Below are 22993 nucleotides of genomic sequence, written 5' to 3'. Positions count from 1 at the left end.
TCAGCGGTTGACGCAGTAGTTGCCCAGCGTCGGGTTCAGGAACCCGGCACCGTTGACGGTGTTGCCGCAGATGATGACCGGGACGTGGACCGGGGCCTCGATGACATCGCCCGACAGAACGCCCGGGGAGTTGGCGGCGGCACCGCTCGCGTTGCTGTTGGCGGAGGCGACACCGGCAGCGCCGGCGACGGCCGCGACGGCGGCGGAGGTCAGGACCAGGCCCTTGGCGATACGCGACATGGAGAAGTGCTCCTTGCAGTTGACGCAGAACATCCGGGCGGTGTGCCCGGCTCTGGATTAACGCGTGGCGCTGTGACCGGTTGTGCGCCAATGGCGTGATTCTTTGGGGCCGATGGGTTTCACGATTCCGACACACTTGTCGCGTTTCACCATACTTGTCCGGTTAGCGATTAGCGTGCGGATCTCCCGACGACCCCCTCTGGGCTGGCACGCGCACTCTGCCGCTGCTGCCATCGCCACCTGTTCCGAAAGGGCCACGACGGTCATGCCCCATTCCCTGGGTCCGCTGCTTCGCCGTGCGACGGTGGGCGTCCTCGCCCTTGCCGTGACGTGGGCGCCCGGCGGCTTCCCGGCCGCCGCGACAGCCGCGAAGGCCACGAAAACCGCAAAGGCCGCACCCGAGGCGAGCAGCGTCTCGTTCGCCCAGCGGTACCGCGCCCACCAGCACGGCGGCATCGTGCGCGCGGCCAACACCTCCATCAGCTGCCGGCCGGCACCCGTGTGCTCGGACGTGCAGGCGGGCGGGGGCGGGGTGAACGGCGACTTCGACATGTTCTACACCGACGTCGACGGCGACCCGAACACCTACAACTCCTCCCGCGCCGAGGTCCGCCTGCCCGCCGGCTCCCGAGTCACGTACGCGCGTCTGTACTGGGGCGGCAACCTCCGCGTGGGGGAGCAGAAGCCGCCGGAGGACAACGAGAAGGTACTGATCGCCGAACCCGGCGGCGAGTACAAGCCGCTCCGCGCGGACACGGTCGTCGGACACCGCGCCGCCGACGGCGCGGAAGCATTCCAGGCCTCGGCGGACGTGACCCAGCTGGTACGCGACAGCGTGCCGGGCCTGTACACCGTGGCCCAGGTCAACGTGGCGATGGGCAGGTCCGAGGCCGGGGCCTGGGGCGGCTGGACGCTGGTGGTGGCGTACGAGAACCCGGCGGAGCCCTTGCGGGACCTCACGATCTGGGACGGCTTCGCACGGCTGAAGTCCCACGACGCGGAACTGCGGCTCCGTGACGCCGACTTCGCAGCGGGCGCGGGCGGCTACGCGGGCCTGGTGGCCTACAACGGCGACCGCGGCGTCACCGGCGACTCGCTCACCATGTCGACCGGCCACGACGGATCCATCGATCTCACCGGCCCCGCCAACCCGCCGGACGACGTCCTGAACTCCACCATCGCCGACTGGGGCGTCGCGCGCGTGCCGGCGTACGCCAACAACCTCGGCTACGACTCCGACGTGTTCGACCTCGGAAGAGGCCTGCAGCAGGCCGGTGACCGGGTGAACCTGCGGCTCGTCTCCGACCGGGACTCGGCCTGGGCCGGCGTTCTCTTCGCCGCCGTCGACGCCCAGCGGTGAATCCGTCGCCCCCCGTTTCGGACGCTTTAGCGAGCGAGGAAGCCGCGCATATGCATCTGTCATCCACCAGCCGCCGGCCACGGGTCATGCACCTCACCCAACCGGTGGACGGCGGGGTCGCGCGCGTGGTGACCGACCTGGTCCGGGAACAGCTGGGCGACGGCGCGGACGTCGTCGTCGCCTGCCCCGACAGCACGCTCACGGCGGAACTGCGGGCGCTCGGCGCGAGCGTACGGCACTGGTCCGCGACCCGGTCGCCGGGTCCGGCACTCGCGCGAGAGGTACGGAACCTGGCGCGGCTGATCGACGAGGTGCGCCCCGATCTGGTGCACGCCCACAGCGCGAAGGCCGGGCTCGCCGGGCGGCTCGCGGTACGCGGGCGGATTCCGACGGTCTTCCAGCCGCACGCCTGGTCGTTCGAGGCGGTCGGCGGGATCACCGCGAACCTCGCGCTCAAGTGGGAACGACGGGGCGCGCGTTGGGCCGACCGCGTGGTGTGTGTGAGCGAGGCGGAACGCGCCACCGGGGTACGCGCCCGGATCCCCGGCCGGTGGACCGTCATCCCCAACGGCATCGATCCCGAACGCTTCCGCCCGGCCCCGGCCCACGCCGTACGGGCCGGCCTCGCCCCGCTCGCCGGCATCGACCCGGCGGCGCCGCTCGCGGTCTGCGTGGGCCGGCTGTGCCGGCAGAAGGGTCAGGACGTCCTGCTGCGGGCATGGGACACCGTCGTACGACGGGTGCCCGACGCCCGCCTCGTCCTGGTCGGTGACGGACCGGACCGCGACCGGCTGAGCCAGGAGGCCCCGGCATCCGTGGTGTTCACGGGCGCCGTCGCCGACGCCTCGCCCTGGTACCAGGCCGCCGATCTCGTCGTCCTGCCCTCCCGCTGGGAGGGCATGGCGCTGGCCCCGCTGGAGGCGATGGCCTGCGGCCGGCCCGTGGTGGTGACGGACGTCGACGGCGCCCGCGAGAGCCTGCCGCCCTCCTTCGCCGCCCAGTGCCTGGTACCCCCTCAAGACCCAGCGGTGCTGGCCGGGGCCGTCACGGAGCTGCTGCTCGACCCGCCGCTGCGCGAGTCGCTCGGCGACCGGGCCCGCCTGCACGTGTTGTCCACCCATGACGTGCGGCACACCGCAAAGGCGGTCGCGGACGTCTACCGCGACCTGCTCGGCACCTGGCCCGCCACCGCAAGAGCGGGCCTGACAGGCGGTGGCGCCGAGGCGAACCAGACAAGACAGCGCGTCGCGCCCACCGAGCACAGGGAGTCGAACCACTCGTGACCGCCGAACGTACCGTCCCCTCCCCCGGCCTGCAGCCACGGGACCACCAGTCCTCACCCGTCTCGGTCATGCCGCCGCGCGGCACCGCCCCCGGCATCCGGCTCCCCGCCCCCCGGCCACCGGCGCGCTCGGACTCACCGGTGCCGCTGCTCGTCGCGGACGGCATCGCCGCCCTCGTTGGCAGCCTGGCGCTCACCGAGACCCACCACCCGGCGGTCGTGGCCCTGCTGATCGTCGCGTCTGTGCTGCTGCGCCCCCGCGGGACCCGGCCACCGGTGCCGGCGCTGCTGGACGAACTGCCCGCTCTGTGGGGCCGCATCACGGTGGCCTGGCTGGCACTCGCGGCGCTCGTGGCGGCCTACCAGCCCGAACACGCCCTGTCCGTCCGCACCGTACTGACCGGCCTCGCCCTCCAAGCGGCGGCCGGCTTCGTCTTGCGCGGCGCGGTGCACGGGCGGCGCCGCGCCGCGCTGCTGCGCCACCCGCACACCGCCCTCCTCATCGGCCCGGAGGCGACCGCGCAGCGCGTGGCCGCCGCCGTGCTGCGTCACCCGCACTGCGGTGTACGGCCGGTGGGGATCGTCGCCGGCCAGCCCGACGGCACCGAGGGCCTGCCCGTGCTGACGAGCAGCGAGGAAGTAAAGCGCGCCGTCATCCAGAACGGCGTGCGGGCGGTACTGGCCGTGCACCCTGCCGTGCGCACCGAACAGGGGCCGCTGCTGGCCGCGTTGGCCGAGGCCGGCTGTGCCGTGTGGGAGGTCGACCCCGACTCCCCGTCGTACGGGACGAAGGAGCGGCTGGCCGGGTTCGCCTGCCGGCGCCTGGACATGGCCGAGGCCCGCCGCGAGGGCATGGGCAAGCGGATGCTCGACATCCTCGTCTCGGGGACGCTGCTGCTGCTGGTCAGCCCGCTGCTGCTGGTGTGCGCGGCGAACCTGCGGATCAGCGACGGGCCGGGCGTGGTGTTCCGGCAGGAGCGCATCGGCAAGAAGGGGAAGCCCTTCACACTGCTGAAGTTCCGTACGCACCGCCCGGTCGACGAGCACGAGTCGGCGACCCGGTGGAGCGTGGCGAACGAGCACGAGATGCGCTGGTTCTGCCGCATGCTGCGGCGCACCTCGCTCGACGAGCTGCTCCAGCTGTGGAACGTCCTGCGCGGCGACATGAGCCTGGTCGGCCCCCGGCCCGAACGCCCCTACTTCGTCTCGCAGTTCGGCCAGACCTACCCCGGCTACGCGGCCCGGCACCGGATGCGGGTCGGCATCACCGGCCTCGCCCAGGTCCACGGCCTGCGCGGTGACACCTCCATCGAGGACCGCAGCCGCTTCGACAACGCCTACATCGACAACTGGTCGCTGTGGCAGGACATCTGCATCCTGCTGCGCACCGCGGCCGCCCTGGTGCGTCCGACGGGGAGCTGACACACGTGAGCCATGCCCTGACCCTGCTCCCGCGCCGGACCGTCGCACTGGCACCGGTCCTGCCCGCGGTGGCGGTGATGGTCCTGCTGGCCCTGCCGGTGACGCCGGGCGGCGCGGAACCCGCCGACGCGGTCTCCGGGCTGATGGTGGTGTACTGCGTGATCCGTCTCCTGCGTGACCGGCGGCGCCCGCTGGCACCCTCGGCGGCCATGGTGCTGGGCCTGCCGGTGGTGGGGCTCACGCTGGCCGCCATGGGGGCTTCCTCGCCGACGGCCGGGCTCACCGGCCTCGGCCGATACCTCCAGGTCTTCGTGCTCGTCCCCGCGGCCGTGCTGCTGCTGATTCGCGACCGCGCCGACTTCCAGGTGCTGGCCTGGTCGTTCGTGGGGCTCGCGCTGTGGCAGGGGGCCATCGGCGTGCACCAGTACGTCACCCGGACCGGCGCCTCCTACCAGGGCGCGGACATCCGGGCGGTCGGCACGTTCGGGGCGCAGGACGTGATGGGCATGGCGTCGGCGGTCGCCCTCGGCCTGGTGTGCGCGACCGGGATCGCGCTGAGCCGGACGTCGGCACGGCAGCGAGCCGTCGCCGCCGGCTGCGCGCTGGCGCTGCTGCCGCCGCTCGCGGTCTCCTTCAGCCGGGGCGCCTGGATCGCGACCGCCGTGACGATCACCGTGCAGCTGGTGCTGACCGGGCTGCGGCGCGCGCTGCGGATGGCCGCGGCCGTGGCCGCCGCGGGGGTCGTCCTGGTGGGCGGGTTCGGCGTCGGTACGACACTGCTGCAGCAGCGGATCGACAGCATCGCGCAGGTCACCGACGCCCCCGACCAGTCCGTGATCGACCGGTACACGCTGTGGGCGTCCGCCACCGGCATGTGGCGCCAGCACCCGCTGACCGGGGTCGGCTTGAAGGGCTTTCCCGAGTACCGGGACGGGCACGCCACCCTGGCGCTGTCGTCGGGCGCCGAGATCGCCGGCGCCGGAGTGACGTACCGCAGGCAGGCACTGCTGTCCCCGCACAACATGTACCTGCTGGTGCTCAGCGAGCAGGGCCTGATCGGGCTGCTGACGCTCGCCGGGGGCTGGCTGGCGCTGCTCGTGCGCGGGCTGCGCAGACGCCACCGCGACCGCGGACCAGGCGGCGACTCGGCACTCGTCGCCTGCGGACTGCTGATCTGGCTGCTGACCGACTTCATGTACGGAGACATCGGCGGCCCCTCGACCGTGCTGACCGGCATGTGCCTGGGGCTCGCCGCGTGGTGGGCGCTGACCGGCCAGAAGCAGGCGGACGTCCTGCCGCGGGCCGGGAAGCGCGAGCGCGTCGAGGAGGCCCTGGCACGATGACGGTGAGGCCCACGCACACCCCCGGATCCGCAGCCGACGGCGCGACCCTTCCCCCGGCGCGTACCGCCACCGTCACCGGGGACGGCACCGACCCGGCCTCGGCCCCGGCCTCGCGGAAGTTCCTCGCCAGAGCCGCGCTCGTCACGGCGGCGCTGTCCATCGTCGGCTCCCTGCTGGGCCTGGTGCGCGACCAGTCACTGGCGCGGCTGTTCGGCGCCGGCAGCGACACGGACGCCTTCCTCGTCGCGTGGACGGTGCCGGAGTTCGCCGCCACGCTGCTCATCGAGGACGGGCTGGCGCTGGTGCTGATCCCGGCGTTCAGCATGGCGCTGTCCCGCCGCGCCCGGGGCGGGCCGGGCGACCCGGTCCGCGCCCTGGTCGTCTCCACGCTGCCCCGGCTGTGTCTCGCCTTCGCCGCGGTGGCCGCGGTGATCGCCGGCGCGGCGCCCTATCTGGTCCAGGCCCTGGCGCCCGGCCTGCCCGACCCCCAGCTCGCCGCCGACTGCACCCGGCTCACGTCGACCTGCGTACTGACCTTCGGGCTCGCCGGCTACTGCAGCGCCGCTCTGCGGGCACACCGCCGGTTCCTCGCGCCCGCGGCGATCTACATCGTCTACAACGCCGGCATCGTCGCCGCGATGTTCCTGCTCGGCGGGGACTGGGGCGTGCGCTCCGCGGCGGTCGGGGTCGCGGTGGGCGGCTGCCTGATGGTGGCGGTGCAACTCCCCTCGCTGTGGCGGCAGCTGACCTCACGCCAACGGCAGCCCCGCGGATCCGGGACCGGCGTCGAGGAGCGGCCGGTGCAACTCCCCGTGGTCGCCTCCGTACTCCTGTTCGCCCTGTGCCGCCAGTCGCAGGTCCTCGTCGAACGCTTCCTCGGGTCCACCCTGCCCGCCGGGGCCATCTCGCACCTGAACTACGCGCAGAAGGTCGCCCAGATCCCGATGACGCTGTCGCTGATGGTGTGCACCGTCACCTTCCCGGTGGTGGCGCGGGCACTCGCGGACGGCGACACCGAACGGGCCCGCAGCCGCGTGGAGCGGGATCTCGCGGTGGCCTCCACCCTGGTGCTGCTGGGCATGTGCGCGGTGATCGCCTGCGCCCCGCAGATGATCGAACTGCTCTTCCAGCGGGGTGCGTTCACCGCGCGGGACACCGCGGCCACGGCCGACGTCATGCGCGTGTACGCCTTCGGCCTGCTGGGCCAGACCCTGGTGGGGGCACTCACCCGCTCCTACTTCTCGGCGGGCCGGCCCACCTGGTATCCCGTCGGCGCGATGGCCGCGGGCATCGCCGTGACCTCCTGGATCGGCGCCGCGACCGTCGGCACCTGGGGCGTGGGCGGGATCGCCGCCGCCAACGCCATCGGCATCACCTTCACGGCCGGTGTGATGCTCACCGGCCTGCGCACGGGCCGGCAGGACAACCCGCACGGGGTCTCGATCCGCATCCGGCAGGTACTGGCCGAGCTGAGCAGGCCGGTGCGCGCGGCGATCGTCGCCACCGTCGCCGGGGCCTTCGTCGCGAGCCGGCCGGAGTCCCCGGTGGCGGGCCTCGCGGCCGGCTGCCTCACCGTGACCGTCGTCTTCCTCCCGCTCACCCTGGCCCTGGGCGCCCTGGGCCAGGCATCCGCACTGCACTCCGTACGCACCGTCACACGAAGGCTCACACATGGCCTCTTCCGTTGATTCCGCTGATTCCGTCAATGCCGTCAATGCCGCTGATGCAGTCGATGCCGTCGAGACCGGCAGACTCCCCGCCCCCCGCCCGGGTCCCGTCCCCTGGGTGGCGATGTACCACTCGGTGGGCGACTGCTCGGACGACCCGTACCGCATCACGGTCACGCCCGGGCGGCTCGAGCGGCAGCTGGCGTGGCTGCGGCGGCGCGGGCTGCGGGGCGTGTCCGTGGCCGAGCTGCTCGCCGCCCGCGCCCGCGGGGAGGGGCGGGGGCTGGTCGGGCTCACCTTCGACGACGGGTACGCCGACTTCGTCAGCGACGCCCTGCCCCTGCTGCGCCGCTGGGGCTGCGGCGCCACCCTCTTCGTCCTTCCCGGCCGGCTCGGCGGCAACAACGCCTGGGACCCGCTGGGCCCGCGCAAGCCGCTGCTGACCGCGGACGGCATCCGGCGCGCGGCCGCCGAGGGCGTGGAGATCGGCTCGCACGGGCTGACACACGTCGACCTCACCAAGGCGGACGACCTCACCCTCAAGACCGAGGTCACCGAAAGCCGCGCGCGGATCGCGGAGCTGACCGGCGCCCGCGTCGACGGCTTCTGCTACCCGTACGGCACGGTCGACGCCCGCGCCGTCGAGGCCGTAAGGGCGGCCGGGTACGCCTACGCCTGCGCCATCGACCCCGGCCCGCTGACCGGCCCGCACGCCCTGCCGCGCGTACACGTCGGGCAGAACGACACGACCTGGCGCCTGCACCTCAAGCACCGTCTGCACCGGCTGCGCCGGCGCCCGGTGGAGGGCCTCTGAGATGCGGGCTCTGCACATCATCACCGGCCTCGGCGCCGGCGGGGCCGAGCAGCAGCTGCGCCTGCTGGTGCGCCATCTGCCCGTCGACTGCGACGTCGTGACGCTCACCAACCCCGGCGCGGTCGCCGACGGCCTCACCGCGGACGGCGTGCGGGTCGCGCACCTCGGCATGAGCGGCAACCGCGACCTGGCCGCGCTCCCGCGCCTGGTCCGGCTGATCCGCGCCGGCGGCTACGACCTGGTACACACGCACCTGTACCGGGCCTGCGTCTACGGCCGGCTCGCCGCGCGCCTCGCCGGGGTCCGCGCGGTCGTCGCCACCGAACACTCCCTGGGCGACTCCCAGATGGAGGGCCGCAGGCTGACCGCGGGGGTACGCGCGCTGTACCTGGCCAGCGAGCGCCTCGGCTCGGCGACGGTCGCCGTCTCCCCCACGGTGGCCGACCGCCTGAGGCGCTGGGGCGTGCCCGCGCCCCGCATCGAGGTCGTCCCCAACGGCATCGACCTGGACCGCTTCCGCTTCGACCAGGAGCGGCGCGAGCTCACCCGCCGGCGCCTCGGCCTGCCCGCGGACGCGTTCGTCGTCGGCGGGATCGGCCGGCTCGCCAAGGGCAAGCGGTTCGACGTCCTCGTGCGCGCGATCAGCCGGCTGCCGGACGACCACTGGCTGCTGCTCGTCGGCGGTGGTCCCGAGGAACACCTCCTGCGCCGCACGGCACACGAGGCCGGCGTGGCCGGGCGCGTCCTGCTCACCGGCGAACGCCCCTACGTCCCGGACGGCTCACCGGGCCCCGATCTGCCCTCGCTCACCGCCGCGATGGACCTGCTCGCGTCCCCGTCCGCGGACGAGGCCTTCGGCCTGGCGGTCGTGGAGGCGCTGGCCGCCGGCCTGCCCGTGCTCTACGCCTCCTGCCCGGCGATCGAGGACCTGCCGCCACGGGCCACCGCCGGCGCCCGGCGGGTACGCGGCGGACCCGGCGCGTACGCCCGCGCGATCGCCGAGGTCCGGGCGGCGGGCCCCCGTCCGCGCGCGGTCCCGGAGGCCGCGCACCGCTACAGCATCACCCGCAGCGCGGACCGCCTCATGGACGTGTACGCGGCAGCGGTCTCCAGTTCGGCGTCGTCTTCGTCGTCTTCGTCGTCTTCGTCGTCTTCATCGCCTTCATCGCCTTCGCCCCTCTCACCTCTGGGAGCCAGCCCCTCATGACCGACACTCCCACCCGCCGGCGCCGCCTGTCCCTGGCCGGTGTCAGGAAGCTGCCGTCGTGGTCCCTGCTCGCGGCGGGCACCGTCGTCGGCGGCCTGGCCGGCGGCGCGTACGGCATGCTGACCCCGCCGACGTACACGGCCACCAGCTATGTCGTCGCCGTACCGACCGAGAAGTCCGACCCGGGCTCCGCCCTGGGCTTCGCGCAGGCGTACGGCCGGGTCGCCACGCAGCTCACGGTGCTGGCGGACGTGCAGGTGACGACGGGCGTGCCGGTGCGCACGTTGCAGCGGAACGTGCAGGCGGCGACCTCACCGGACGCTCCGATGGTCGCGGTGTCGGCCACCTCCTCGCGCCCCGCCCTTGCCTCCGACATGGCCAACGCCGTCTCCCGCGCGCTGGCCCGGCAGGCGAACGCCGCCAAGAAGAGCACCCACGTCCAGCTCGTGCAGTTCGCGAAGGCGGGCAAGCCGATCGAGCCGACCTCCGCGTCGACGGCGGTGACCGGCCTGGTGGGCGCGAGCGCGGGCGGGCTGCTGTGCGGCCTGGCCCTGCTGGCGCGGCCGAGGCGGCCCCGCCAGGACGACGACCCCGTCCCCGCCGCCACCGCCGCCACCGCCGCCGCATCTGCCTCGGTGCCCGCACCGGCCGCCGCCACCCCCGTCACCCCCGCCGCCGTGCCGGGCAAGTTGGGCAAGCGGGGCAAGCGGTGACCACGGCGCGCCCGGGCGAACTCGGCGCGCTAGTGGCTGCGCGGCCACCAGTGGACGCAGGGCCTGCCGCCGAGCCATTGCTCCACCCAGCTGCCCAGGTTCAGCTTCGAGCAGTCCTGCGAGGCCGGCGGCGCGGTGGGCGTCGGCTTCGGGGTCGGCTTGGGGACCGGTGCGGGAGTCGGGGTGGGGGCCGGGGTCTCGTCGTCGGTGCGGCCGAAGAGGTAGGACCGGTAGACGTCGGCCGACTTCGGGTTGGCCCGGCACTGGAACACACCGTGCGGGCAGTAGTCGGTCAGCGTGTTGTAGAGCGGTTTGTGCTCGTCCATCCACGCGAGCATGCGCCGCATGTACTCGGCGTTGTCGCCGTTGCGGAAAAGCCCCCATTCGGGGTAGGAGATGAGTTTTCCGTGGGCCTTGGCGAAATCCACCTGCGCCTGCAGTCCGTACGGCTCTTTCACCTGCTCGTCGAACGATTCCCCGGTCGGCTGGTCGTAGGAGTCCATTCCGATGATGTCGACCGTGTCGTCCCCGGGATAACACCGCGTCCAGGGAACGGAGTCCTGGCCGCGGCTCGGTGCGTAGTCGAACCGGAACCGCTGGCCCGGCACCGACCGCATGGTGGTGACGATCCGTCTCCAGTACGTCTTCCAGGCCTCCGGGTCCGGCCCGCACCGATGGGTGTAGGTGACTCCGTTCATCTCCCAGCCCAGCACGAGAACCGTGTCCGGCACCTTCAGCCGGACCAGCCGCTCGGCGAGGGCACGGAAGTGGTGGTCGAACTCCCCTGCCGCGCCTCGCCGCAGCAACTGCCTCACCTCGGAGTCGGAGACACCTGCCTCGTTGCGCTCCTGGAGGGGGACGTTGAGGACGAGCATCCGGTCGGCCTTCTCGTTGCGCCAGCGCGCCCAGGCGTCGAGGAAGTCGAGGTCGCCCTCGATCTCGCTCCAGTCGTTGCCGGGCAGGTAGGTGTGGCCGACGCGGAGTTCGGCACCGCCCAGCCAGTGGCTGAGCTGCGGAATACGGGCCACGCCATCGGCTTCGGAGCTGAGGAAGGCCCCGAACGCCGATCCCAGGTCGGGAATGGCCGGCGGGGTCACCGCGGGCGGCTTCGGCGGCTTCGGCGGCTTGGGGACGGCAGGAACGGCCGGGACGGTCACCGCGGGCCGCGGTGGGGGCGGCACCTCCACCCCCGCCGCGTGACCGGAGGCCAGCGCCGCGGAAGCGACGACAGCCGCCGCGCCCACGGCCAGTCGGCGGCTCCGGGCCCGCTCGTGCTGTGGGGCCATGCCTGCACCTTCTTCGCTCTCGTCCGGCTTTCTGCCTTTGTCCGCATTATTGACGCACTGTCATATGAAGTCAGGCACAGGAAAGCCCATGGCGCCACCGCCATTGCGGCTTTCGAGTACCGCGCTCGCCCGTACGGGTGAGCCGATCCGAAAGACGATCCAAAGAAAAGAGAATTCGTGTCGCTGCTCGACACCCGAGTCCCCGCCGTACTGCTGCGGACCGACCGGAATCCCTTTCACCACGGAACGCTGGGGGCCGTGCGTTCGCTCGGCCGGGCGGGAGTGGAGGTGCATGTCGTCGCCGACTCGGCGGGAAGTCCGGTCCACCGGTCGCGATTTGTCCGCCGGATGCATCCCCCGCCGCCCCCCGGCGCGTCCCCGGACGAGATCAGCGCCGTGCTGCGGTGTGTCGCCGAACGGATCGGCCGTCCCGCCGTCCTGATCCCGATGGACGACGCGACCGCGATCGCCACGGCACGGATGCGGGAGAAACTCGCCCCCTCCTACCTCCTGCCGCCGCTGCCGGGCGAACTCGCCGAACGCGTCGCCGACAAGGCGGAACTCGCCGCCGTCTGCGCCTCGGCGGACATCCCGCACCCGGTGACCCTGGTCCCGGACAGCCCCGCGGAGGCCGCTGACGCCGCGCGGAGGCTCGGGCTGCCGATGGTGGCCAAGTGGAGCCGACCATGGCTGCTGCCCACCGGCAGCGACCTGCGCAGCACCGTGCTGGTGCACTCCACGCAGCAGGCCCTCGAACTCCACTCGCGCACCGACGAGGCGGGCAGCAGGCTGCTGCTCCAGGCCTATCTGCCGCCGGGAGAGGACCGGGACTGGTTCTTCCACGGCTACGCCGACCGCTCGGGCACCGTGCGCGCGGGCGGGCCGGGCCGCAAACAGCTGTCCTGGCCGCGCGGCGCGGGCCTGACCGCGGTGGGCTGCTGGACCCCCAACCCGCAGGTGCAGGCGCTGGCCGAGCGCCTCACCGACGAGCTGGGCTACCGCGGTGTCCTCGACCTCGACTTCCGCCGCTGCGGCACGACGGGCCGCTACCACCTCCTCGACTTCAACCCGCGGCCCGGAGCCCAGTTCCGGCTCTTCGCCGACGGCGCGGGCCTGGACGTCGTACGCGCCCTGCACCTGGACCTGACGGGCCGCCGACTGCCCGAAGGCGCCCCGCTGGCCGGACGGGCGTTCGTGGTGGAGAACTACGCACCGCTCGCCGCGCTCCGTCCGGCGCCCGGCGGGCGCGAACTCGCCTGGTACGCCCCGGACGACCGCGCCCCCGGATGGGCGATGTGGGCCCTGTGGTGCCGTCACGTCTCCCGCCGGCTGCGGGAGCGGGTCGGCGCGAGGAAGGCGGCACCCGCACCACTCCTGATCCCCCGGGCGGCCTCGCCCGCCCTGACCGACAACGAGAAAGCGAGCAATTGATGAAGTACGACCTTTTGGTGGTGGGCGCGGGCCCGTACGGCCTGTCGATCGCGTCCCATGCCGCGGCCGCCGGACTGAACCTGCGCGTGTTCGGGCGGCCCATGGCGTCCTGGCGGGACAACATGCCCCGCGGCATGTTCCTGAAGTCGGAGCCGTGGGCGTCCAACCTCTCCGATCCGGGCGGGCGCTGGCGCCTGGACGTGTACTGCGCGGAGCACGGCCTGTCGGCGCGTCACGCGGAGCCGATCCCGGTCGAGGCGTTCGCGTCGTACGGCATGTGGTTCGCGCGGCACGCGGTACCCGAGGTGGACGAGCGCATGGTGACCCGGGTGGCGTCAGGACCCGGCGGTTTCACGGTGGTCACCGAGGACGGGGAGATGCTGTACGCGCGGGCGGTGGCGCTGGCGGTCGGCGTGATGCCGTTCGTCGAGGTGCCGCAGGCGCTGCGCGGACTGCACCCCGCGCTGGTGACGCACAGCAGTCACCACAGCGACCTCGACCGCTTCCGCGGCGGCGACGTCACGGTGATCGGCGGCGGCCAGGCGGCCCTGGAGACCGCGGCGCTGCTCGCCGAACAGGGCACCCGCGTACGGGTGCTGGCGCGGGCGGACGGGCTGCGATGGAACGATGTGCCGCCGCCCCTGGAGCGCCCCCTGTGGCAGAACATCCGCTCCCCGCACAGCGGCCTCGGCCCCGGCTGGCGGAACTGGTTCTACAGCGAGCGCCCCGGCCTCTACCGGCAGCTGCCGGAGGCGACCCGGCAGCGCATCGCGGCCACCGCACTGGGGCCCGCGGGGGCCTGGTGGGTCCGGGACCGGGTGGAAGGGCCGGTGGAGCTGCTGCCGGGCCACGAGGTCACCTCGGCCGGCGCGGTGCCGGGCGGTCTGCGGCTGAACCTGATGAACCTCAAGGGCGGGCTGCGGACCCTGGAGACGGAACACGTCATCGCCGCCACGGGGTTCAAGGCGCACTGCGACCGGCTCGGACTGCTCTCCGAGGAGCTTCGCGGGTCGCTGGCCACCCTGCCCGACCGCACCCCCGCGGTCGGACGTGACTTCGAGTCGTCCCAGCCCGGCCTGTTCATGGCGGGTCTGGTGACCGCCTCCGGGTTCGGTCCGGCCATGCGTTTCGTGCAGGGCGCGACCTTCACGGCGGAGGCCCTCGTCCGAGGAGTGCGCCGCCGGCTCAGGAAGACCCCGGTGGGCGGGACGATTCCCGTACCGGGAGGCAGCGGCAGCCGGGACTGGTCGCCGACGCCGGTGCGCCGCTGACCGCAGCCGTGCACGGGCCTCTCCGGGCCGCTGACGCAGAGCGAGTCGTCAGCGGCCCGGCCGGGGGCGGCTACCGCTGGGCGGCGGTCCGGCCGCGGCGGTACATCATGACCCCGCCCGCGATCAGCGCGGCACTGGCGGCCGAGGTCGCCAGCATCGTCTTGCTGCCGGTCTCGGCCAGCTGGGGCGGCTCGTGGACGGCCTGCTTGGGCGGCGGCGTGTGGCTGGTCCGCGTGGGCGGGGGCGTCGGACGCGGCTTCTCCACGACCCGCGTGGGCGGGGTGGGGCTGGCCGACGGTGTGGGGGTGGCGCAGTCGTCGCTGGGCGAAGGCGTCACGCTCACACTCGGCGTGGCGGGCTTGGCGGGCGTGGCGGCCGCGGAGGGCCCCGGCGCCGAGTCGTTCTCGCAGTCGTTGCCGAACGCGGTGTTGAGCGCGGCGACCCCGTTGACGGTGTTGCCGCACACGTTCACCGGCGCGTCGATTGGCGCCTGAACGCTGTTGCCGGCCAGGACACCGGGGGAATCCTTGGCGGTTCCCGCCGCGTTCGAGTCAGCGAAGGCGGCGCTGTAGGACAGGGAGAGAATGCCCGTGGCGGCGGCCGCCGCGAGCGCTCCCCTGCACATGGTCTGTCGCAATGTGGTTATCTTCCTGCTTGAAGAATTGGGAAAGCCGGCCTCGGACGGGGATCGACGTCCGAGGCCGGCCATGACACAGCCGGGAAATGCGACCGATCTGCCGTACAGGTCGATCGGAACGGGCAGGTCACATGCCCCACTGCTTCATCAACCCGGCGGCAGGGAATTGGTTGCGGGGATTCACCCGGTTGGACGGCCCCTACGACACCACGTCTTTCCGGGCGAAACCCCGGAATGCGAGAGCGAACAGCACCACGGCATACGTCACGGAAATCGCCGTGCCCTGGATCATGCCGGACCACTCGGGCCGCGGCTGCACGATGTCCGCCCAGGCGAACTGCCAGTGCGCGGGCAGGAAGTCGCGCCAGTGCCCGAGGGCGGTGACGGCGTCGAGGACGTTGCCGACGATGGTGAGGCCCACCGCGCCGCCGACCGCGCCCAGCGGGGCGTCCGTCTTCGTCGACAGCCAGAACGCGAGCCCGGCGGTGACCAGTTGGGACACGAAGATGTACGCGACGACCACCAGCAGCCGCTGCGCCGCCGTGCCCGGGTCGAGCGCGCCGCCGGTGGGGATCCGCAGCGGGCCCCAGCCGTAGGCGGCCGTGCCGACGGCCAGCGCCACGACCGGCAGCAGCACCATCGCGGCCAGGCTGAGCCCGAGCCCCACGACGAGCTTGGACCACAGCAGCCGGGCCCGGGGCACGGGCGCGGCCAGCAGATAGCGCAGCGAGGACCAGCTCGCCTCCGAGGCCACGGTGTCCCCGCAGAACAGGGCGACCGGGATCACCAGCAGGAAACCCGCCGACACGAACAGGTTCACCGCGGCGAAGTTGGCCCCGGACGCGGTGGCCGTGTCCATCAGCGTGACCTGGTTGTTGCGGCCCCCCGGGTCGCCGCCGATGGCGAAGGCGATGACCAGGACGAACGGCAGGACGGCGAGGATCCCGCCCATGATCAGCGTGCGGCGCCGCTTGAGCTGGCGGACCAGCTCCACCCTCAGCGGCAGGGTGCGGCCGGCCCGGTAGCCGGAGGCGGTCTCGACGGGCTCCGTGTGCGCGACGGGCTCCGGCTGCTCGGCGAGCGTGCTCATGCCGTGCCTCCGATCAGGGTGAGGAAGGCGTCTTCCAGGCGGCGGTGCGGGCCGACGGACTCGACGGGGATGTCGAGCCGGACCAGTTCGGCGACCAGGCGCGGTGCGCTCCCGCCGGTGTCGAGACGGACGAGGATCCCGCCCTCGGCGAGGACGGCCGAGGCGACACCGGGCAGCGCGGCCACCTTCTCCACGACCGGCTCCTCCACGGGCGTGGCGGTGCCGACCAGCAGGGTGTCGCCGGACCCGGTGATCTCGGCCACCGGTCCCGCCTGGACGAGCCGGCCCCGGTCCATCACCACCAGGTGCGTGCAGGACTGCTCGACCTCCGCCAGCAGATGGCTGGAGACGATCACCGTGCGCCCGGCCGCCGCGTAACGGATCATCACCTCGCGCATCTCGCGGATCTGGGGCGGGTCGAGGCCGTTGGTGGGTTCGTCGAGGATGAGCAGGTCCGGCAGGCCGAGCATGGCCTGGGCGATGGCCAGGCGCTGGCGCATGCCCTGGGAGTAGGTGCGCACCGCGCGGGCGAGCGCGTCGCCCAGGCCCGCGATCTCCAGGGCCTCCTGAAGGTGCGCGTCCTCGGCGGGGCGGCCGGTGGCCCGCCAGTACAGCTCCAGGTTCTCCCGCCCGGACAGGTGCGGAAGGAATCCCGCGCCCTCCACGAACGCGCCGACCCGGGACAGCACCGGCGCGCCGGGCCGGATCGCGTGCCCGAAGACGCGGATCTCGCCGCCGTCCGGCCGGATCAGGCCCATCAGCATGCGCAGGGTGGTCGTCTTGCCCGCGCCGTTCGGCCCGAGCAGGCCGAGGACCTGGCCCTTCTCCACGCGGAAGGACAGCTCCCGCACGGCGTACCGGTCCGCGGACCTCGCGTACCGCTTGCTCAGGCCGGTTATCTGCAACGGCACTTCGGCCAGCTCGGGGTCCGGGCCGGGCGCCGCTGTGCGGCGGCGGCCGGTGACCAGCAGCGCCAGTGCGCCCGCCGCGCCCGCCACGGGCAGCCACCACACCCAGGCGGGCAGCGGCGCCGACGCCGTGCTCACGCCGGGGGCCGTCGGCACGCTCAGGTCGCCCTTCAGGGAGACGGTGTACGTGGCGGGGGCCGCCGGGGAGGCGTAGCCGAGGTCGGTGGAGGCGAGGACCAGGCGCAGCCGGTGGCCCTTCAGCACGTCGTGGTCGACCGCCGGGAGCGTGAGCGTGACGTCCTTGCCTGACTTGGCGCCCTCGACCCGGACCGGTGCGACCAGCTGGGAGGGCAGCACCTTCTGGGTGCCGTCGGGCGAGACGTCGTACACCTTCCCGAAGAGCACGGCGTCGTCGCTCGTCGAGGTGACGTGGACGGTCACGGTGGGCGAGCCGGTGATCTGGAGGTCGCCGCCCACCGGCCGGGAGTCGAAGGCGGCGAACTGGCCGGGGAAGTCGAGGGACACCCCGACGCCGAGCGAGGACAGCTGGGAGAGGCCGCCTGAGCCGCCGAGTCCGGGCAGGGCGGAGACCCCGGGCGGGCTGGCTCCCGGCGGGTTGGTGACGTGCTGCTCACCGCCGTCGAGCGCGATCTCCCGGCGGCCGCTCTCCAGCCCGGGGTAGGTGTCCGCGGTCGCACCCCGCAACCGGGCGGCGCCGTCGGTGGAGTCGACGCCTCCGGTGCGGGTGACCCGGAAGGCCGGGCCGGTGTCGGCGCCCTTGTCACCCTTGAGGTAGTGGTCGAACCAGGCCGTCACACGGGCCTGCACGCGGCCGGCCTCCATGTCGCCGCCGTCGTGCCCGCCGGCGATCCAGTCGACGTCGACCGGGGCGCCGTTCGCGCGGATGGCCTTCTCGGCCGCGTCGGACTGGGCGAGCGTGAACAGGGAGTCGGTCTGGCCCTGGGTCAGCAGCGTCGGCACCTTGATGCGGTCGGCGACGGCGGACGGCGAGCGCTCCTCGAGCAGTTTCCGCGCCGCCGCGTCCGGCTTGCCCGACTCGGCGACCCGGTCGTACATCCGGCACAGCGCGGGCTCGAACCGGGCGCAGCCGCCGCCCTCGTTGAAGAAGATCCCGGCCCACAGCTTCTTGTAGACACCGTCGGGGAACAGGGCGTCCGCGAGGTTCCAGTAGGTGATCGAGGGGGCGATGGCGTCCACCCGGTGGTCGTATCCGGCGGTGAGCAGGGAGATCGCCCCGCCGTACGAGGCGCCGGCCATGCCCACGCGCGGGTCGCCCGCCTTGTCGAGCCGGACCTGCGGCTGCTTCGCCAGCCAGTCGATGAGCCGGGAGACGTCGGCGACCTCGCCCTTGGGGTCGTTGATGCCGATCTTCCCCGTCGAGTGCCCGAAGCCGCGTGCCGACCAGGTCAGCACCGCGTACCCGTCTCTCGCGAGGTCCTGGGCCTGCTGCCGTACGTCGTCCTTGCTGCCGCCGAAGCCGTGCGCCAGCAGGACGGCGGGGCGGCGGCCGGAGCCGCCGGTGGTGAAGTACGAGGTGTCGACGCGCACCCCGTCGCCCATGCTCATCACCCGGTCGGTCCGGCGGACCGGGGGCGTGTCGTCGGAGGCGACGGCCGTCCACGTACCGGCACCGGCGAGCACGACGACGGCGGCCGCGGCGGCCATCATCCGCCGCGGCCCCCGCAGCAACCCGCGCACGCCGGGCAATCGAAGATCCATGCGTCCACGGTACGGGCCACCGCCGGCAACCGATGCAACCACCGGGTTGAACCCCCGCCCCTCCCCTGGGAGTACGAGCCTGCCACCGCCTACACCAGCCGTGGTACGAAGGCCCATGGAGATTCGCCGCGCACACTCCGTCGCCGAGGTCACCGCCGCCGAACACCTGTTCGACCAAGCCGTCCGCCCCGAGTGGGCCGAGCGTTTCCTGACGGCCGCCGGACACCATCTGCTCCTGGCCTACGAGGTACGGGACGGCGAGGACGTCCCCGTCGGCTTCGTCAGCGGCGTCGGGACGATCCATCCCGACAAGGGCATGGAGATGTTCCTGTACGAGCTCGCGGTCGCGGAGCGGTACCGGCGGCGGGGCATCGGGCGGGCGCTGGTCGGCCGGCTCGCGGCGGTGGGCCGGGAGCTGGGCTGCTACGGGATGTGGGTCCTGGTCGACACCGGGAACGACGGCGCCCTTGCCGCGTATCGCAGTGCGGGCGGCAAGGGCGACGGTACGTGCTCGGTGGTGACGTGGGACTTCACGTGAGCGTCAGGCCTGGGCGTCCTCCGGGATCGACACCAGCCAGCGGGTCTCGCGGCGCGGGCGGAGGTAGAGGGCCCAGTAGAGGGTGGCGACGGCGGTGATGCCGCCGGTCCACAGGAGGTAGCTCGTCTCCTGCCGGCTGAGGATGTACGTCAGGACCGCGATCAGCAGCACCGGCATCGCGGGCCACAGCGGCATGCGCCAGGCGGGGGTGTGCTGGTGGTGGCCGCGGCGGGCGAGCAGGGCGGCGATGGCGACGAGCAGGTACATGCCGGTCACGGAGACGCCCGTGACGCCGTACAGCGTGTCCAGGTTGACGAAGCAGAGCAGCGCGCCGGGGACGCCGACGGCGAGCGTGGCGACCCAGGGGGAGCCGAAGCGGCCGAGCTTGGAGAAGACGTTGTTGACCGGCTCGGGCCAGGCCTTGTCGCGGGCGGAGGCGAACAGGACGCGGGAGTTCTGGATGACCATGACGATGCCCGCGTTGATGATCGCGAGGGCCACGCAGAGGCTGACGAAGGTGCCGACGGCGGAGTCGGACCAGGCGGTGACCATGGAGCTGATGTCGCCGCCGGTCAGCTCCTCGATGTCGGAGGCGCCCAGGGTGATGGCGGCGACCGGGACGAGGATGACCACGGTGGAGATGGCGAGGGTGGCCAGCACCGTGCGGGCGACGTTGCGGCGCGGGTGCTCCAGTTCCTCGGAGAGGTAGACGGCGGTCGAGAAGCCCTGGGTGACGAAGAGGGCGATCGCCAGGCCGGAGACGACCAGCATGGCCGTCACGGTGTCGGTGTGCCCGGCGGCGCCGGCGACCCGCATCGAGGTGAGGCTGCCGAGGCCGCGGTGGGCGTGCGTGAAGCCCAGGACGGCGACGACCCCGGCGGCGACGACCTCCAGGACCAGGAAGACGCCGGTGATCCAGGCGTTGGCGCGCAGGTCGAGCAGGCCCGCGAGGGTGGCGAGGAGCATCACGCCGGCGCCGGTCAGGGCCGGGTCGAGGTGGACGATCGGGGCGAGGTAGTCGGCGGTGCCCATGGCGATCACCGGCGGCACGATCATGACGACCAGCAGGGACAGCACGAAGACCAGCCAGCCCGCCAGCCGTCCGGCCAGCGTCGACACCATGGCGTACTCGCCGCCCGCGCTGGGGATGAGGGTGCCCAGCTCCGAGTAGCAGAACGCCACGGCGATACAGAGGAGGGAGCCGATGGCGATCGTCAGCGCGGTGGCGGTGCCGAGCGAGCCGAACAGGTCCGGGACGACCACGAAGAGCGTGGAAGCGGGCGTCACGCAGGACAGTGTGAGGAGGGTGCCGCCGACCACCCCGATGGAACGCTTGAGTTTCTGGGGGCTGTCGCCCGCCTCTGGGGCGGTCGGCTCGACAGGGCGGAGCGTGTCGGTCATGCGGTGCATCGAACCCCGACGAAAACCGAGGCGTCAATGGGTGTTTACCTACGGAATTCGTAGATCGAGCACCCCGTTCATCTCGTAAACAGCAATTCGACGCAGTCCCTTCCGCCCCATTGGGGCGTGCGGTAACCGCAGGGGAACGGCGAAAAATTGTCAGGACGTCCGGCATCCGGACCTGTCAGTGTGTCCCGCTAGGGTTCACCGGTCACAGCCGGAACACAGCAAGGGGTGGGGATACATGAGGCTGGGGAAGAGCGCTGCCTGGGTGGCGTGTACGGCGGCGGCGCTGCTGGCGACCTCCGCGTGCGGCACGGAGGGGGCGAAGACGGCCGCCAAGACGGTCGACAGCGCCGGCAAGGCGATGGCGGCGCTGGCCCGGGCGACGGACCGGACCGAGGCCCTGGGGTCCGCCGAGGTACGGACGACGACGGACCTCGGCAACGGCACCCCGATAGCCATGGACGGCACGTACTCGTGGGGCGACGGAAACGCCATGGACGTCGAGATGGACACCAAGGCCGCGAAGATGCAGGCCCTTCAGCACTCCCCCAAGATCCGCTGCCTGTTCGTCGGCGGTTCCTACTACTACAACGTCGACCCGCTGGCCTCCGGCCCGTACAAGGGCAAGACCTGGATCAAGATCGACGGCTCGGCCATCTTCGGGGAGAAGGGCGCACAGGCCCTCGCGGGAAGCGGCGGCAGCCCTTCGGCCTCCCTGAAGGGGCTGAAGTACGCGAACGACGCCGACAACCTCGGTACGCAGACCGTGGACGGGCGGCGCGCGACCCACTACCGGGCCGTGGTCGACCAGGCGCACATGGGCAAGTTCAAGGAGGCCTACGGCAAGGACTCCCCGATGGGCTCGGCGCTCGGCGTCAAGTCGATCACCATGGACGTCTGGGTCGGCTCCGATGACCTTCCGGTGCGGATGAAGCAGCAGATGGGCACCATGACGGTGACCCTGGACTTCGACAAGTTCGGCAAGACGGCCACCGTGAAGGCCCCGCCCGCCTCGAAGACCGCCGACCTCACCGACGTGGTGAAGCGGCAGCAACAGCGGCGCACGCAGGGCTGAACACACCGGTGCCCCGCCTCCTCTCGGAGAGGCAGGGCACCGTACGGCGTCAGTGGTTGCGCGGGAAGCCCAGGTCCACGCCCGCCGGGGCGTCGGCCGGGTCCGGCCAGCGGGTGGTGACGACCTTGCCGCGGGTGTAGAAGTGCGTGCCGTCGTTGCCGTAGATGTGGTGGTCGCCGAAGAGCGAGTCCTTCCAGCCGCCGAAGCTGTGGTAGCCGACGGGGACCGGGATCGGCACGTTCACGCCGACCATGCCGGCCTCGACCTCCAGCTGGAAGCGGCGGGCCGCGCCACCGTCCCGGGTGAAGATCGCGGTGCCGTTGCCGAACGGCGAGGCGTTGATGAGGGAGATGCCCTCCTCGTACGTGTCGACGCGCAGCACGGTCAGCACCGGGCCGAAGATCTCGTCCTGGTACGCCTTCGCGGTGGTCGGCACCCTGTCGAGCAGCGAGATGCCGATCCAGTGGCCGTCCTCGAAGCCGTCCACCGTGAAGCCCGTGCCGTCGAGCACGACCTCGCAGCCCTCGGCCGCCGCGCCCTCGACGTACGAGGCCACCTTGTCGCGGTGGACCTTGGTGATCAGCGGGCCCATCTCGGACGTCGGGTCGTTGCCCGGGCCGATCTTGATCTTCTCGGCGCGCTCGCGGATCTTCTCCACCAGCGTGTCACCGATCGCGCCGACGGCGACGACCGCCGAGATCGCCATGCAGCGCTCGCCCGCGGAGCCGTAGGCCGCGCTCACCGCCGCGTCGGCCGCCGCGTCCAGGTCGGCGTCCGGCAGCACCAGCATGTGGTTCTTCGCACCGCCGAGCGCCTGTACGCGCTTGCCGTTGGCGGAGGCCGTGGTGTGGATGTAGCGGGCGATCGGGGTCGAGCCGACGAAGGAGACGGCCTTGACGTCCGGGTGCTCCAGGAGGCGGTCCACCGCCACCTTGTCACCGTGCACGACGTTGAACACACCGTCCGGGAGACCGGCTTCCGCCAGCAGTTCGGCGATCTTGACCGCCGCCGACGGGTCCTTCTCGCTCGGCTTCAGCACGAACGTGTTGCCGCACGCGATGGCGATCGGGAACATCCACATCGGGACCATCGCCGGGAAGTTGAACGGCGTGATGCCCGCGACGACACCCAGCGGCTGCCGGATCGAGGACACGTCCACCCGGCTCGCGACCTGCGTCGACAGCTCGCCCTTCAGCTGCACGTTGATGCCGCAGGCCAGGTCCACGATCTCCAGGCCGCGCGCCACCTCGCCGAGGGCGTCGGAGTGCACCTTGCCGTGCTCGGCGGTGATCAGCTCGGCGATGGCGTCCCGGTTGGCGTCCAGCAGCGCCCGGAACTTGAACAGGATCGAGGTCCGCTGGGCCAGCGAGGACTGGCCCCACGTCAGGTACGCGTCCTTCGCGGCGGCGACCGCGGCGTCCACCTCGTCCACCGAGGCGAACGCGACCTTCGTGGTGACCGCGCCGGTCGCCGGGTCCGTGACCGGCCCGTACGTACCCGAGGCGCCCTCGACGGTCTTGCCGCCGATCCAGTGGTTGACGATCTTCGTCATGACCGAGTAC

At 72.6% G+C, this 22993-nt stretch carries 19 protein-coding genes; 12 read left to right on the top strand and 7 right to left on the bottom strand.

Annotation, left to right across the window (positions count from 1 at the left end):
- Complete coding sequence (locus ACH45E_RS40380; RefSeq protein ID WP_361453143.1) at window positions 1-240, bottom strand: chaplin; 240 nt, start codon at window positions 238-240, stop codon at window positions 1-3.
- Between the two features lie 265 nt (window positions 241-505).
- On the opposite strand from ACH45E_RS40380, the gene ACH45E_RS40375 reads away from it, so the two are divergent.
- The 8 genes from ACH45E_RS40375 (at window position 506) to ACH45E_RS40340 (ending at window position 10048) form a co-directional block, all read left to right on the top strand.
- A complete protein-coding gene (locus tag ACH45E_RS40375; RefSeq protein ID WP_361453141.1) occupies window positions 506-1600 on the top strand; it encodes a DUF3344 domain-containing protein in 1095 nt (364 codons plus the stop codon).
- 50 nt (window positions 1601-1650) lie between these two features.
- On the top strand, window positions 1651-2883 hold the full coding sequence (locus tag ACH45E_RS40370; RefSeq protein ID WP_361453138.1) for a glycosyltransferase family 4 protein: 1233 nt from the start codon (window positions 1651-1653) through the stop codon (window positions 2881-2883).
- Window positions 2880-4304, top strand: a complete 1425-nt coding sequence (locus ACH45E_RS40365; RefSeq protein WP_361453135.1) for an exopolysaccharide biosynthesis polyprenyl glycosylphosphotransferase — start codon at window positions 2880-2882, stop codon at window positions 4302-4304. The genes ACH45E_RS40370 and ACH45E_RS40365 overlap by 4 nt, the downstream gene beginning before the upstream one ends.
- Before the next feature lie 5 nt (window positions 4305-4309).
- On the top strand, window positions 4310-5647 hold the full coding sequence (locus tag ACH45E_RS40360; protein WP_361453132.1) for an O-antigen ligase family protein: 1338 nt from the start codon (window positions 4310-4312) through the stop codon (window positions 5645-5647).
- Window positions 5644-7335: a lipid II flippase MurJ gene (locus tag ACH45E_RS40355; protein ID WP_361453129.1), complete on the top strand. Its 1692-nt coding sequence runs from the start codon at window positions 5644-5646 to the stop codon at window positions 7333-7335. The genes ACH45E_RS40360 and ACH45E_RS40355 overlap by 4 nt, the downstream gene beginning before the upstream one ends.
- Before the next feature lie 103 nt (window positions 7336-7438).
- Window positions 7439-8128, top strand: a complete 690-nt coding sequence (locus tag ACH45E_RS40350) for a polysaccharide deacetylase family protein (RefSeq protein WP_361453404.1) — start codon at window positions 7439-7441, stop codon at window positions 8126-8128.
- 1 nt (window position 8129) lies between these two features.
- Window positions 8130-9335, top strand: a complete 1206-nt coding sequence (locus ACH45E_RS40345) for a glycosyltransferase (protein WP_361453126.1) — start codon at window positions 8130-8132, stop codon at window positions 9333-9335.
- Window positions 9332-10048 (top strand): lipopolysaccharide biosynthesis protein, encoded by a 717-nt coding sequence (locus tag ACH45E_RS40340; RefSeq protein WP_361453123.1) that lies wholly within the window; start codon window positions 9332-9334, stop codon window positions 10046-10048. The genes ACH45E_RS40345 and ACH45E_RS40340 overlap by 4 nt, the downstream gene beginning before the upstream one ends.
- A 29-nt stretch (window positions 10049-10077) precedes the next feature.
- Here ACH45E_RS40340 and ACH45E_RS40335 read toward each other — a convergent pair whose 3' ends face one another.
- Window positions 10078-11334 (bottom strand): glycosyl hydrolase, encoded by a 1257-nt coding sequence (locus ACH45E_RS40335; protein ID WP_361453120.1) that lies wholly within the window; start codon window positions 11332-11334, stop codon window positions 10078-10080.
- A gap of 177 nt (window positions 11335-11511) precedes the next feature.
- Between ACH45E_RS40335 and ACH45E_RS40330 the strand changes: the two genes are divergently transcribed.
- Both ACH45E_RS40330 and ACH45E_RS40325 read left to right on the top strand, forming a co-directional pair.
- Window positions 11512-12765 (top strand): ATP-grasp domain-containing protein, encoded by a 1254-nt coding sequence (locus ACH45E_RS40330; protein WP_361453117.1) that lies wholly within the window; start codon window positions 11512-11514, stop codon window positions 12763-12765.
- Window positions 12765-14036 carry an NAD(P)-binding domain-containing protein gene (locus tag ACH45E_RS40325; RefSeq protein ID WP_361453114.1) on the top strand — a complete coding sequence of 424 codons (1272 nt, stop codon included), beginning with the start codon at window positions 12765-12767 and terminating at the stop codon, window positions 14034-14036. Before ACH45E_RS40330 ends, ACH45E_RS40325 begins: the two co-directional genes overlap by 1 nt.
- Before the next feature lie 70 nt (window positions 14037-14106).
- Here the strand turns inward: ACH45E_RS40325 and ACH45E_RS40320 are convergent, their stop codons facing one another.
- The 3 genes from ACH45E_RS40320 to ACH45E_RS40310 all read right to left on the bottom strand — a co-directional run bounded on the left by ACH45E_RS40320 (window position 14107) and on the right by ACH45E_RS40310 (window position 18411).
- On the bottom strand, window positions 14107-14661 hold the full coding sequence (locus ACH45E_RS40320) for a chaplin (protein ID WP_361453111.1): 555 nt from the start codon (window positions 14659-14661) through the stop codon (window positions 14107-14109).
- 211 nt (window positions 14662-14872) lie between these two features.
- Window positions 14873-15763 (bottom strand): ABC transporter permease, encoded by an 891-nt coding sequence (locus ACH45E_RS40315; RefSeq protein ID WP_361453108.1) that lies wholly within the window; start codon window positions 15761-15763, stop codon window positions 14873-14875.
- Entirely contained in the window at window positions 15760-18411 is a 2652-nt protein-coding gene (locus ACH45E_RS40310; RefSeq protein ID WP_361453105.1) for a CocE/NonD family hydrolase, read from the bottom strand. Before ACH45E_RS40310 ends, ACH45E_RS40315 begins: the two co-directional genes overlap by 4 nt.
- 115 nt (window positions 18412-18526) lie before the next feature.
- On the opposite strand from ACH45E_RS40310, the gene ACH45E_RS40305 reads away from it, so the two are divergent.
- Complete coding sequence (locus ACH45E_RS40305) at window positions 18527-18949, top strand: GNAT family N-acetyltransferase (protein WP_361453102.1); 423 nt, start codon at window positions 18527-18529, stop codon at window positions 18947-18949.
- 3 nt (window positions 18950-18952) lie between these two features.
- Here ACH45E_RS40305 and ACH45E_RS40300 read toward each other — a convergent pair whose 3' ends face one another.
- Window positions 18953-20350, bottom strand: a complete 1398-nt coding sequence (locus tag ACH45E_RS40300; RefSeq protein ID WP_361453099.1) for an APC family permease — start codon at window positions 20348-20350, stop codon at window positions 18953-18955.
- Between the two features lie 244 nt (window positions 20351-20594).
- On the opposite strand from ACH45E_RS40300, the gene ACH45E_RS40295 reads away from it, so the two are divergent.
- Window positions 20595-21431, top strand: coding sequence for a hypothetical protein (locus ACH45E_RS40295; RefSeq protein ID WP_361453096.1), 837 nt, complete (start codon window positions 20595-20597; stop codon window positions 21429-21431).
- A gap of 49 nt (window positions 21432-21480) precedes the next feature.
- Here ACH45E_RS40295 and mmsA read toward each other — a convergent pair whose 3' ends face one another.
- On the bottom strand, window positions 21481-22983 hold the full coding sequence (mmsA, locus tag ACH45E_RS40290; protein ID WP_361453094.1) for a CoA-acylating methylmalonate-semialdehyde dehydrogenase: 1503 nt from the start codon (window positions 22981-22983) through the stop codon (window positions 21481-21483).
- Window positions 22984-22993 lie beyond the last annotated feature (10 nt).

Origin of the sequence: Streptomyces sp. NPDC020299 (genome assembly GCF_044387825.1) — a bacterium.
Lineage (GTDB): Bacteria > Actinomycetota > Actinomycetes > Streptomycetales > Streptomycetaceae > Streptomyces.
Note: the sequence above shows the minus strand (reverse complement) of the source record. Positions and strands in the feature narration are given on the sequence as shown.